The organism is Quadrisphaera granulorum (assembly GCF_003149145.1).
Lineage (GTDB): Bacteria > Actinomycetota > Actinomycetes > Actinomycetales > Quadrisphaeraceae > Quadrisphaera > Quadrisphaera granulorum.
On record NZ_QGDQ01000002.1, the window covers coordinates 178,572 to 190,935 of the forward strand.

Consider the following 12,364-nt stretch of genomic DNA (forward strand, 5'->3'; position numbering starts at 1 on the left):
ATGACGAGTGAAGGTCCCCCCAAGGGGGTGCCTCCACGGGGTTCGATGACCGCTCCGGTCAATCCCCTGGTCACTGGCTGCGCGAGCGCAGCAACCACAGCGGATCGTCGAGGAAGCGGCGCGCGCACTCCAGTGATCCCGGGAGTTGGGCGTCGAACAGGCCCGGCGGCAGGGCGTCGGCGCGGTGGCCGGTGGTCCAGCCCAGCATCTGCACCCGTCGCAGCATCGACAGGGCGCAGGCGTGCAGCAGGTCTGCCTCCGACAGCGGGGCCACCTCCCGGTAGCCCGCCACCCACGCCTGGGCCATGGCCGGGGCGTAGGGCTCGTGCTCGACGAAGCTCAAGGCGGCGGCGAAGTCGTAGAGGTAGTAGCCGAAGCCGCAGTCGTCGAAGTCGATGACGGTGAGGGCGCCGTCGTCGTCGGCCATGATGTTGGAGGGGCGCAGGTCCGCGTGGATGAGTCCCCAGTGGGGCGGCTCGGCGGGTAGATCGGCCAGCAGCTCCAGGGCTCGGTTCTGGGCGCGTCCGAGCAGCAGCTCGTCCTCGAGGTGCTCGACGGCGGGCTCCCACGGGCCCCAGCGGGCCGTAGGGCCGACCAGGTCGGGGATGCTCCACGTGAATCGCTCGAAGTCGTGCGGCGCCTCCCACTGACGCGAGTGAGCGTGGAAGAGGGCGGACCAGCGGCCGATGGTGCGGTAGCAGGAGGCGGGGTCGTCCAGGTCTTCCAGCGGCGAGCCGTTGACGAAACGCGTGGAGACACACGCCCAGCCGTGGCCGCGGGTGTCCTTGACGACGGCGGTGAACCCGCCCCGCAGCGTGAGTACCGGGTCGATGAGGCGCACCTCGTCGAGGGAGTGCAGTGCTCCCAGCCACGCGAGCTCGCTGGCGATGGCCGCGGGGCCACCCACGTATCCCGGCTGCGACACGCGGACGACGCCCACGGGTCGTCCGTCCAGGTCGAGGCGGAAGGTGGCGTTCTCCGAGACGGTGATGAGCGGCATGTCCACCCGCATCGGTTCCAACCCCCACGCCGCGCACACGCCGCGGTGGAGCCAGTACGGAGCGGGCGCTCCCTGCGACAGCGCGTCGAAGGCGTGCAGCGAGACCTCGGTACGCGGCTGGCCTTCCTCGGGAACAGGCTCCCCGCCCGGGGCTGTCATGGCGGTCACCACGTCAGCCTCGCCGTCGGATGCCCGCCGAGGTGGCGGCGAAACAGGTCCTTAACTCGGCTGCCGCAGACTCCGCCCGTGCCCACGCGCTCGACCATCATGGACACCAACAGCTTCCGCCCTGAGGACGCCGAGGGAGTCAGCGAGCGCACGCTCGCCCTCACGCGCCGCCGGTCGCAGCTGCTGGGCCCGGCCTACCGCCTCTTCTACCGCGACCCGGTGCACCTCGTGCGGGGCATCGGGAGCCACCTGTTCGACGTCGACGGCGAGCGCTACCTCGACGTCTACAACAACGTGGCCAGCGTCGGGCACTGCCACCCCCGTGTCGTCGCGGCCGTGCAGGAACAGGTGGCCACGCTCAACACCCACACCCGGTACCTGCACGAGGCGGTGCTCGACTACGCCGAGGACCTGCTCTCCACAGCACCCGACGAGATCGGCCAGCTCATGCTGCTGTGCACGGGCTCGGAAGCCAACGACCTCGCCGTCCGCGTGGCCCAGGCTCATACCGGTGCGCGCGGCGTGATCATCTCCGCCGAGGCCTACCACGGCAACACCGACACCGTCTCGCAGCTCTCGCCGGCCCTCGGGACCGCCCAGCCGATCGGCACCTGGGTCCGCACCGTGCCCGCTCCGGATGCGCGGTTGGCTGCCGCAGAGGGCTCCGACGACGTCGCGGTGTGGTTCGCGAGCAAGGTGGCAGCCGCCGCTGACGACCTCGCCGCCGCAGGTCACGGCGTCGCGGCGCTCCTGGCCGATTCGATCTTCTCCTCCGACGGCGTCTACCCCGACCCGGCCGGCTTCCTGGCCCCCGCCGTGGACGCCGTGCGCGCTCGCGGCGGGGTGTTCATCGCCGACGAGGTGCAGCCCGGCTTCGCACGAACCGGCCGGGCGTTCTGGGGCTTCGCGGGACACGGGGTGGTGCCGGAACTCATCACTACCGGCAAGCCCATGGGCAACGGCATCCCCGTCTCGGGGCTGCTCGCGCGCCCGGAGGTGCTGGCGTCCTTCGCCGGGCACCTGCCCTACTTCAACACCTTCGGGGGCAACCCGGTGTCCGTCGCCGCCGCGCAGGCCGTTCTCGACGTCATCCGCGACGAGGACCTCCAGGGCAACGCGCTCCGTGTCGGCACCGCTCTCCAGGACGACCTGCGCACGCTGGCCGCCCGCACGGACCTCCTGGGCGAGGTGCGCGGATCCGGCCTGTACATCGGCCTGGAGGTGGTCGACCCGGAGACCGGCGCCGGGTCGAAGGCGCTAGCCCTCGACGTCGTCGAGGCGCTGCGGCAGCGCCGCGTGCTGACCTCGGTCTGCGGTGCCGGCGGCGACGTCCTCAAGTTGCGTCCGCCGCTGGTGTTCAGCCGCGCGGACGCCGCGTGGCTGCTCGAGGCCCTGGACGATGCTGCGCGCGCCGTCGGCTTGACCCGCAGGGCCGCAGGTTGAGCCGACGGTGCTGGTGAAACCGTGCTAGCGGGCGGACGAGGTCAGACGGACAGGACGGTGCCGACGCTCAGACGGTCGGGGTTGGACCCGATGACCGCGACGTTGGCGGCGTGCAGCGCCTGCCAGGTCGTGCCCGTGGAGGCGGCGATGCGCGACAGGGTGTCGCCGGGCTTCACGGTGTAGCTGTTCCCGGAACCCGCTGTGCTCGCTGCGGATGCGGTAGATCCGGCGGACCCAGTGCGCTGGCTGGAGCGTGAGGCAGCCGGCGCCTCGCGGGAGGCAGTCACCTCCGAGGCGCTGCCGTCGCGTGCATCGGCTGAGGTGAGGCCGAGCTTCGCGGAGCATGAGGGCCAAGCTCCCCACCCCTGGGCCGCGAGCACCTTCTCGGCGACGGCGATCTGCTGCTCGCGGGAGGCGAGGTCGGCTCGGGAGGCGTACTGAGCACCGCCGAACCCGCGCCAGGTACTGGCGGAGAACTGCAGGCCTCCGTAGTAGCCGTTGCCGGTGTTGATCGACCAGTCGCTGGTGCTCTCGCACGCGGCGAGGCGGTCCCAGGTGCTGGGTGAGGCGGCCTGCGCTGCGGTGCCCGACAGGGCGACCAGAGGCGCTGCGGCCAGGGATGCGGCTGCTGCGAGGGCGAGCAGGCGACGGCGGGTGCTTCGGACCGGGGCGGGTGTCTGCTGCGTCATCAGGGGGCCCAGGCTGACACACATCACGGAGAGTGTCGAAGATGGTCTTCAAAGGCCTCTGATGTCACTACCGGTGACGAATGGGTGGGAGGTGCTCCCGCCGCAGGTCAGATGGAGAGAACCTGTCCGACGAAGATGCGGTGCGGGTTGCTCCCGATCACGGAGGCGTTGGCCGAGTAGATCGCCTGCCAGGTGGTGCCCTGGGCCGCGGCGATCTTGCCGAGCGTGTCACCCGGCGCGACCGTGTACGTACCGCTTGCGGCGCGGTCAGCGGAGCGGGACACCGACGGGGTGCGCTGCGCGGCGACGTCCTCCGTCGAGGGTGCGGCCCCGGCTGAGCCGGCCTTGTCCGCGGCGCCCAGGCCCAGCTTGCGCGAGCACGCCGGCCAAGCGCCCCACCCCTGGGTGTCGAGCACCTTCTCGGCGATGGCAATCTGCTGCTCGCGGCTGGCCAGGTCGGCGCGGGAGGCGTACTGGCCTCCACCGAACCCCTTCCAGGTGCCGGCGGAGAACTGCAGGCCGCCGTAGTAGCCGTTGCCGGTGTTGATGCCCCAGTCGCCCGTGCTCTCGCACTGCGCCAGACGGTCCCACGTGGCACCCGAGGCAGCGGAGGCCGGCGCAGCAGCAGCGACCACCGGCACCACAGCCACGGCCGCCGTGGCTGCCACGCCGACCGCCGTGCGGGTCAGTCGGCTGGGCTCGGGCTGCGCGCGGTGGCGGGCGGTACGGCTCACAGGTGACCTCCGTGTCGACGCTGGTGCCGACGGTCCTCGGGGTCCGGCGAGCTCCTGCTCGACCGGGCGTTCACCCACAACCTACGGACGGGCTGTCCGCGCCTGGGGGCTTTTGGGTGAACTTGTGGATGACGCGCCGCCATCTGCCACGCCGTACCGTCATGAGGTGCCCCCGGATGGCCCAGCGCGCACCGATCCGCACACAAGCTCTCCCGGCGAGGCTGGCGCGGTTCCGCGGACGGTGCTGCACGTCGACCTCGACGCCTTCTACGCGTCCGTGGAGCAGCGCGACAAGCCGTCGCTGCGAGGCAAGCCCGTCGTCGTCGGGGGCACCGCCTGGCGCGGGGTGGTGGCCACCGCCTCCTACGAGGCCCGGGCCTTCGGTGTCGGGTCAGCGATGCCCACGGCGGCAGCCCGACGGGCCTGCCCCTGGGCCGCCTACCTGCACCCGCGCTTCGCCGCCTACCGCGCCGCGTCCGCGCGGGTCATGGCGCTCCTGGCCGAGCTCGCCGGGCCGCCGGGCCTGCTGGAGCCGCTCTCGCTCGACGAGGCGTACGTCGAGCTGACGGCGTCGTCTTCCGGTCCCGACGACGAGGCGGTGCTCGCCGCGGCGGCCGCCTTCCGTGAGCGCGTCCGCATCGAGGTGGGGCTCACGGCGTCGGTGGGGGTGGGCACGAGCAAGCTCGTGGCCAAGATCGCCTCCGACCTGCGCAAACCCGACGCGCTGCTCGTGGTGCCCGCGGGTGCGGAGCGCACCGTGCTGGCGCCGTTGGGCGTGCGCGCGCTGCCCGGGGTGGGACCCGCCACCGAGGCACGCCTGGCGACGCTCGGGGTGAGCACGGTGGGGCAGCTGGCGGCCACCGACGAGCGCGAGCTGGTCTCGCTGCTGGGACGGGCCTCGGGCACCGCCCTGCACGCCGCCGCCCTCGGACTGGATCCGCGACCGGTGGTACCCGAGCGCGAGGCGAAGTCCGTGAGTGCCGAGGAGACGTTCACCACCGACGTCGTCGACAGGGGCGTGCTCGCAGCGGAGCTGGCGCGTATGGCGGCTCGAGTGGCCGACCGATTGCTGGCCTCGGGGTTGCGGGGCCGGACGGTGACCGTCAAGGCCCGCCGCTACGACTTCTCCACCCTCGCCCGATCGGCCACCACCGGCCCAGGCAGTGGAGGTGCGGGCAGTGGAGGTGTGGCGACCGCGGAGGAGATCGTCGCCGCCGCCACCCCCCTGCTCGCGGCCATCGACGCCACTGGCGGGCTGCGGCTGCTCGGCGTGGGTGTCTCGGGGCTGGTCGGTGCTCTGGACGGGCTCGAGGAGCCGATCCAGGGTGACCTGCTCGCCGAGCTCGACGCACCGCTCGTCCGCGCCGCGGAGGGCGACCACAGCGGTCACGAGCACGAGGGCAGGGACGATGACGACGACGGCGGCGACGTGCCGCCACCTCCCCCGCCTCCCGCAGAGCACCCGGAGGTCCTCGAGCGCCCGGGACGCACGGCGGTCACCTGGATCCCCGGACAGGACGTGGTCCACGTGGATCACGGCATGGGGTGGGTACAGGGATCCGGCGTCGGCAGAGTGACGGTCCGCTTCGAGGGGCCGCACACCGGTGTCGGGCGGGTGCGGACCTTCGCCGTCGACGACCCCGATCTGGCCCCCACCGACCCACCGGAGTGGGTGACGTGGTCCGATCGGTCGCCTACAGGCCGCAGCCGATGATGCGCCTGGGGCTGTTGAGATTCCTGAGGTGAATGTGGCGTGCCGATACCCGGGGAGCCAGATCATGGGGCACACTGGGGGTGCGCGGCAGTGTCCGAAGCACCAAGCCACAGCTCCGAGTGACAGTCCCGAGCTGGCAGCTTTCCCCGGACCGCCCACCAGATCACCTCTCGCGCCGCGCCGGCGTGACGCCCCGGCGAGAGGTGGCCCGCCACCCAGTGCCGCCCCGGGACGACCCCGGCGACGCGCGCCGGACAGGCCCGCGCCGCGCCCCTCCGCGCGCCGGGGCCCGAGAGGAACCTCCTGACCATGTCGCCTGTCAACACCCCCGGCCACAGCAACCCCGGCCACCACAACCCCGGCCACGCCTCCCCGGGCCGTGCCGCGGGAGGCGCTGCCCGCGAGGGCGGCGCTGAGGGCGGCGCTCCGCGCCGTCGCCGCGGCGGTCGCGGGCGCGGCAACGGCGGCCAGGGCGGCTTTCAGGGCGGCGGCCAGGGTGGATCCACCACCGGCGCCGCTCAGGGTCGCGCCACGTCGTCCCGGTCCCTCGCACCCGGGTCCCTCGCGCCGGGCGCTCCGCCGGTGGGGTCCGCCCAGGCCGCGACCTCGCTACCCCCGGCTCAGCGCAGCGCGCAGGTGCCAACCACCCCGGCGGCTGCCCCCTCCACGTCGGCTCCCGTCATCCCGGCGACCCCGGCAATCCCCGCAACGGCGCAGGTCGCCGGCACCGGGGCCTCCTTCGCCGAGCTCGGCGTGCCGGCCCCCCTCGTCGCGGCGCTCGAGGCGCGCGGCGTCACCAGCCCGTTCCCCATCCAGGCCGCCACGCTGCCGGACACCCTTGCCGGGCGCGACGTGCTCGGCCGTGGTCGCACCGGGTCGGGCAAGACCATCGCCTTCGCGCTGCCCCTCGTGGCCCGGGTGGCCGCCGGCCCGGCCCCGCGCAGCCCGCGCCGTCCTCGCGGTCTTGTGCTGGCCCCCACGCGTGAGCTCGCCACCCAGATCGCCGCGACCGTCGAGCCGCTGGCCGAGGCCGCCGGCCTGCGCACCACGGTCATCTTCGGCGGCGTGCCGCAGGGCCGCCAGGTCAGCGCGCTGGCCGCCGGTGTCGACCTGCTCATCGCCTGCCCCGGCCGCCTCGAAGACCTCCTGCGTCAGCGCGAGCTGACGCTGGACGGCGTCGAGGTCACCGTCCTGGACGAGGCCGACCACATGGCCGACCTGGGCTTCCTGCCCGGCGTCAAGCGCCTCCTGGAGGCCACCCCTCGCGGTGGCCAGCGCCTGCTGTTCTCCGCAACGCTGGACAACGGTGTGGACGTCATCGTCAAGCGGTTCCTCGTCAACCCGTTGACGCACTCCGTGGACAGCGCCGCCGCGCCGCCGCCGGCGATGACCCACCACGCGCTCCACGTGGCCGACGCAGGCGCCAAGACCGACGTGGTCCAGCACCTCGCCTCCGGCACCGGGCGTCGTGTGCTGTTCCTGCGGACCAAGCACCAGGCGAAGAAGCTGGCCAAGCAGCTGACCGCCGCTGGGATCCCCGCGGTGGACCTGCACGGCAACCTCTCGCAGAACGCCCGCGTGCGAAACCTCGACGCCTTCACCTCCGGTGAGGTCAAGGTCATGGTCGCCACCGACATCGCGGCCCGCGGCATCCACGTCGACGACGTCGAGCTCGTCGTCCACGTCGATCCCCCGACCGAGCACAAGGCCTACCTGCACCGATCCGGGCGCACCGCCCGCGCCGGGTCCGGCGGTGACGTCGTGACCGTCGTGCTGCCCGAGCAGGCCCGCGAGGTGGCGCAGATGATGCGCCAGGCGCGCGTCTCCGCCGAGCAGCACCAGCGCACCACGGCGGCGTCGCCGGTGGTGATCGAGCTCACCGGTGAGGTGGCCCCGCACGTCGAGCCTGCGCCGCCGGCGCCCCCGGCCGCTCCGGCGCGCTCCGGCGCTCCCCGGTCTTCCGGGGCATCCCGCAACGGCGCTAACGGCGGTAACGGTGGCGGCGCGCGACGTGGCGGCGGGCGTTCGCGCGGTGCCGCGGGGACGGGCGGCGGAAGCCGTCGCGGCGGCCAGGAAAGGCTCACCTCATATCGCTGAGGGCAGCCTCACCGAATATCGAAAGGGTCTCGTGATTTATCACGATCGGGCGCTGACCAGCGGCGTTGCATAAGGCGAAGTCAATCTCGAGCCGATATGGTGAAGGCACGGAATTCTTCGTCAACACCCTGGAGGTCACCGTGGCCACGCTCGAGATGCCCCCTGTCACCGAGTGCACCGTCGCCGGTTGCTCCTACAACCACGATGGCTGCCACGCCTTCGCGATCACCGTCGGCTCCGCTGACGGCTCCGCGGACTGCGGCACGTTCATTCCGCTCGGCACCAAGGGCGGCCTGGACAAGGTCGTGGCCCAGGTGGGTGCCTGCTCGCGCAGCAACTGCACCTTCAACGCCGACCTCGAGTGCACCGCGAGCTCGATCCGCGTCGGCGCCGGGGCCAGCGGCTCCGACACCGCAGCCTGCCTGACCTTCACCGCCGCCTGACCTCACGGGCGCTTCACGTCCAGACGACCGCCGGTCGCCACCTCGGGTGGCGGCCGGCGGTCGTCGTTGGTGACGCAGGGCGCACACTGGTCCTGACATGCCGCCCACCACCGCCCCCGTCCCCCCGTGGCGCGCCTGGTTGGTCTGGGGCGTCGGCGTGGCCGCGTACGTCGTCGCCATCCTCCAGCGGACGTCCTTCGGTGTCGCCGGGCTCGACGCGGTGGACCGGTTCGACACCACGGCTGCCGCCGTCTCGGCGTTCACCGTGCTGCAGCTGCTGGTCTACGCGGTGCTCCAGGTGCCCGCCGGGGTGCTGCTGGACAGGTTCGGCACCCGCCGCCTCGTGGTCACCGGTGGCCTGCTCATGGCCGGTGGCCAGCTCGTGCTGGCCTTCGGGGAGGTGCTACCGCTGGCCGTGGCCGGTCGCGTGCTCGTCGGCGCCGGCGACGCACTCACCTTTATCAGCGTGCTGCGCCTGGTGGGCGCGTGGTTCCCGGCGCGGCAGGCGCCCGTGGTCACACAGCTCACCGGGCTCCTCGGCCAGATCGGACAGATCCTCTCCGCGGTGCCGCTCGTTGCGCTGCTGTCAGGGTCGGGATGGACGGCGGCGTTCACCTCGGCGGCGGCGCTCGGCGTACTCGCCGTCGTCCTCGTCGCTGTCGTCGTCCGTGACGCGCCCCACACCCGCACCCGGTCGGGCCCTCCACTGAGCTGGGCCACCGCCGGCAAGGACCTGACCCGCGCCTGGAGCCAGCCCGGCACGCGCCTGGGGCTGTGGAGCCACTTCGTCACCCAGTTCCCCGGCACGGTGTTCGCCCTCATGTGGGGCTTTCCCTTCCTCGAGCGAGGGGAGGGCGTGCCGCAGGAGGTCGTGAGCACGTTGTTCACGGTGTACGTCGTCGCGGGTCTGGTCGCGGGACCGCTCCTGGGGGTGCTCGTGGCGCGGCACCCGCTGCGCCGCTCGTGGCTCGTGCTGACCATCGTGGCGGCGAATGCCGCCGGCTGGACAGCGGTCATCGCCTGGCCCGGGCCGGCGCCCCTGTGGCTGCTGACGCTGCTCGTGCTGGCCCTCGCCAGCGGCGGGCCCGGGTCGATGGTCGGCTTCGACTACGCGCGCACCTTCAACCCGGCCGATCGCCAGGGCACCGCCACGGGCATCGTCAACGTCGGCGGTTTCGTGGCGAGCCTGGTCACCGTGCTCGCCGTGGGCGTGGTGCTCGACGCCACCGGGGGTGACTACTCCCTTGACGACTTCCGCACGGCGTTCAGTGTCCAGTACGCCGTCTGGGCTGTCGGCGTGGTCGGCGTACTCGTGAGCCGGCGTCAGGTGCGCTCCCGCCTGGCTGCGGAGGGAGTGGTGATCCCTCCCCTGCGGACCTCGCTGGCGGAGCGGTTCAGGCGGGAGGGACGGGGATGACGGGCAGCGAGCCCGTGGTCACCGGGTCCGGCGGGGCCAGGTCGCTCGGGCGCAGCCGGTACACGCGCAGGTGCAGGTCGTAGTACTTGTCGGTCTCGCCGACCCATTCCATGCCAATGCGCCGAGCGCTCCACTCGCCGCGCTCGTTGCCCGGCCGCACCACGGCGAACACCTCGGCCGCACCCTGGGCGAACGCCCACGCCGCCAGCGCCCGCGCGCCCTCGGTGGCGTAGCTGTGCCCCCAGTGCTCCGGCGCCAGCTGCCAGGCGATCTCGACGTCCTCCCCGTGGGGCGGCATGGTGCGCAGGACGAGTGCGCCGACCACGACGTCATCCTCCTTGCGGGCCAGGGCCCAGCGCCCGACGAACTGGCCGGCGTCGTCTCCCGGGCGTCCGTGTTCGGCGCGCCACTGCTCGATGAGGGCGGACATGGCCGCCTCGTCGGGCACGGCGTCGGCAGCCGGGGCGAGCCAGCGAGAGACCTGCTCGTTGCCGAACACCGCCAGCGCCGCGGCGGCGTCGGAACTCTCCCAGTTGCGCACGACGAGGCGTTCGGTGGTCACCAGGTGGGTCACGCCGACACCGTAGCGAACGCTGCTGAGGTGGCTATCCGAGGAAGATCGCTACCCGGTGGGTGACGATGCTGGGGTGCCCGGTTCCGAACGACGTCCCGACAGATGCGTCCGCGACGCCGACGTCGTGCTGCTCGGCGGCGGCGGCGCGGGCATCGCGGTGCTGCACCACCTGGCGCTGCACCTGCTGCGCCAGCAGCATCGGCGCCCGCTGCGCGTCGTCGTCGTCGATCCCCTCGACAGGCTCGTCCACCGGCCTTCCGATCGAACCTGGTGCTCGTGGCTGCCGCGAGGCGGCCCGAGCGAGGCGGTGCTGGCGCCGGCCGTGCACCGCTGGTGGGACACCGTGCACCTGGTGGCCGCCGACGGCACCGACGTGCCGTTGGACCTCGCACCGCTGCGCTACGTCATGGTCCGCGGGGAGGACTACTACGCCCACGTGGCGGAGGTCGTGGGGCGCGCGCAGGCGAGTGGGAGCCTGCAGCTGGAGCATGCGGCGGAGCTCGCGGAGGGCGTCGAGGAGCACGACGACGGCGTGCGCGTGATCTTGCCGCGGGCAGCCCTGCGGACGCGCACCCTGCTCGACTCCCGGCCCGCGCCGCCGTCCCGGCCGGGTGCGTCGAGCCTCGTGCAGGAATTCCTGGGACGCCGGTTCCGCCTGCCCGGCGCGGGGATCGACGCCGACCGCGCTGTGCTCATGGACTTCTCCGTGCCCCAGCCTGACGTCGGTCTCGCCTTCGGCTACTGCCTGCCGACCGACTCCGCGTCTGTGCTGGTGGAGCACACCGCGTTCGTCCCCCGGTCCCTGGGGCAGGTGCACCACGCCGCTGCCCTGGACGCTTATCTGCCCCGTGCTCTGGGGACGACGGCGAGCGCCGACCTGCGCGTGGAGCACGAGGAGACCGGCACCATTCCCATGACCGACGCGCCGTTCCCGCAGCGCCCGCCCGCTCCTCCCGGAGCACGCCGCAGCCGTGTGGTGAAGCTGGGGACGGCGGGCGGCGCGGTACGTCCTTCCACGGGATACGCCTTCAGCGCTATGCAGCGCGCAGCCCGCGCGCTGGCCGGCCAACTGGCAGCCGGGGTACCGGGGGACCGGCTCGACCTCCCGCGCCCGTACCCGCGCAGGCACGCGTGGATGGATGCGCTCCTGCTGCGCGCCCTCCTCGACGGGCCGCGGCGCGGGGGCATCGACGGTCCGGAGTTCTTCGTGAGGTTGTTCACCAGCAATCCGCCGCAGCGCGTGCTGCGCTTCCTGGACGGGCTGACGTGCCCGACCGAGGAGCTCGCGCTGATGGCCACCTCCCCGCGCGGGCCGATGCTGCGGGCGGCGGCCGCGGACGCCGCCTGGCGCCTGGGGGTTGGCCGATGAACCTCTCGACCGACGCACCTCTGCACCGGCGGTGGTCCGTCCGGCGGCTTCTGCTCGTGGCGGCAGCCGTCCTGGTCGCGGCAGTGGTGGCCATCGGAGCAGATGTGCTGCACCAGGGCCTTCTCAGCCGCCTCGACGCACCGGCGAAGGAGCTGGGGGAGCGCCTGCGCTCCCCGGACCTCACCCCGGCGGTACGCCTGCTCTCCGACCTCGGCACCACGCCGTACCGGGCAGTGCTGGCCGCTGCGCTCGTGGTGCCCCTGGCCGTGCGGTGGCGAACGTGGCGACCCGTCGTCTATGGCGTACTCGTGGTGGGCCTGGCGCCGGCGGTGAGTGCGAGCACCAAGCGGCTCGTCGACAGACCGCGCCCGCCGGCGGCCGACGCGCTCGAGGCGCCGCTGGACCCGTCCTTCCCCAGCGGTCACGCCACCGCCTCGGCGGCGCTGGCCACCGGCATGGCACTCCTGGCGGTCTGCGCGGTGCGCTCCGCGTGGGCGCGGATCGCCGTCGTGGCTGCGGCCGGGGTGTTCGCCCTCGTCGTGGGGCTCACGCGGGTGTACATCGGGGCGCACTGGATCACCGACGTCCTCGCCGGGTGGTGCACCGGGGCGGCCGTCGCCCTGGTGCTCGCCGCAGCGGTCAGGCCATGGGTCAGGCCGGGGGCCGATTCTGTCAATTCTTCTTGACAACCCTCGCCAGCGTCAATCAACCTTGAC

The 12,364-nt window shown here is 73.1% G+C and carries 11 protein-coding genes; 7 read left to right on the forward strand and 4 right to left on the reverse strand.

What is annotated here, in order from left to right:
• Positions 1-70: 70 nt before the first annotated feature.
• Positions 71-1,159 (reverse strand): phosphotransferase enzyme family protein, encoded by a 1,089-nt coding sequence (locus BXY45_RS03190; protein WP_109772960.1) that lies wholly within the window; start codon positions 1,157-1,159, stop codon positions 71-73.
• An 87-nt stretch (positions 1,160-1,246) separates the two neighbouring features.
• Here BXY45_RS03190 and BXY45_RS03195 point away from each other — a divergent pair, with 87 nt between their 5' ends.
• On the forward strand, positions 1,247-2,611 hold the full coding sequence (locus BXY45_RS03195) for an aspartate aminotransferase family protein (RefSeq protein WP_109772853.1): 1,365 nt from the start codon (positions 1,247-1,249) through the stop codon (positions 2,609-2,611).
• Positions 2,612-2,652: 41 nt separating this feature from the next.
• Here the strand turns inward: BXY45_RS03195 and BXY45_RS24455 are convergent, their stop codons facing one another.
• Positions 2,653-3,300 carry a LysM peptidoglycan-binding domain-containing protein gene (locus tag BXY45_RS24455; RefSeq protein WP_109772854.1) on the reverse strand — a complete coding sequence of 216 codons (648 nt, stop codon included), beginning with the start codon at positions 3,298-3,300 and terminating at the stop codon, positions 2,653-2,655.
• Between the two features lie 107 nt (positions 3,301-3,407).
• Positions 3,408-4,034: a LysM peptidoglycan-binding domain-containing protein gene (locus BXY45_RS24460; protein WP_109772855.1), complete on the reverse strand. Its 627-nt coding sequence runs from the start codon at positions 4,032-4,034 to the stop codon at positions 3,408-3,410.
• Between the two features lie 166 nt (positions 4,035-4,200).
• Between BXY45_RS24460 and BXY45_RS03210 the strand changes: the two genes are divergently transcribed.
• The 4 genes from BXY45_RS03210 to BXY45_RS03225 all read left to right on the forward strand — a co-directional run bounded on the left by BXY45_RS03210 (position 4,201) and on the right by BXY45_RS03225 (position 9,705).
• Positions 4,201-5,748, forward strand: coding sequence for a DNA polymerase IV (locus tag BXY45_RS03210; protein WP_211319200.1), 1,548 nt, complete (start codon positions 4,201-4,203; stop codon positions 5,746-5,748).
• A gap of 309 nt (positions 5,749-6,057) precedes the next feature.
• A complete protein-coding gene (locus tag BXY45_RS03215) occupies positions 6,058-7,845 on the forward strand; it encodes a DEAD/DEAH box helicase (RefSeq protein ID WP_211319181.1) in 1,788 nt (595 codons plus the stop codon).
• Between the two features lie 140 nt (positions 7,846-7,985).
• Positions 7,986-8,288, forward strand: a complete 303-nt coding sequence (locus BXY45_RS03220) for a DUF1540 domain-containing protein (RefSeq protein WP_109772856.1) — start codon at positions 7,986-7,988, stop codon at positions 8,286-8,288.
• 97 nt (positions 8,289-8,385) lie between these two features.
• Positions 8,386-9,705: an MFS transporter gene (locus BXY45_RS03225; RefSeq protein ID WP_109772857.1), complete on the forward strand. Its 1,320-nt coding sequence runs from the start codon at positions 8,386-8,388 to the stop codon at positions 9,703-9,705.
• On the opposite strand, the gene BXY45_RS03230 is transcribed toward BXY45_RS03225, so the two are convergent.
• Positions 9,683-10,279, reverse strand: coding sequence for a GNAT family N-acetyltransferase (locus BXY45_RS03230; RefSeq protein WP_109772858.1), 597 nt, complete (start codon positions 10,277-10,279; stop codon positions 9,683-9,685). The two genes, BXY45_RS03225 and BXY45_RS03230, sit on opposite strands and share 23 nt — an antisense overlap.
• Positions 10,280-10,352: 73 nt before the next feature.
• Between BXY45_RS03230 and BXY45_RS03235 the strand changes: the two genes are divergently transcribed.
• Together BXY45_RS03235 and BXY45_RS03240 are read left to right on the forward strand one after the other, a co-directional pair.
• Complete coding sequence (locus tag BXY45_RS03235; RefSeq protein ID WP_170131293.1) at positions 10,353-11,648, forward strand: lycopene cyclase family protein; 1,296 nt, start codon at positions 10,353-10,355, stop codon at positions 11,646-11,648.
• Complete coding sequence (locus BXY45_RS03240) at positions 11,645-12,334, forward strand: phosphatase PAP2 family protein (RefSeq protein ID WP_109772860.1); 690 nt, start codon at positions 11,645-11,647, stop codon at positions 12,332-12,334. Before BXY45_RS03235 ends, BXY45_RS03240 begins: the two co-directional genes overlap by 4 nt.
• The last annotated feature ends 30 nt before the right edge of the window (positions 12,335-12,364 follow it).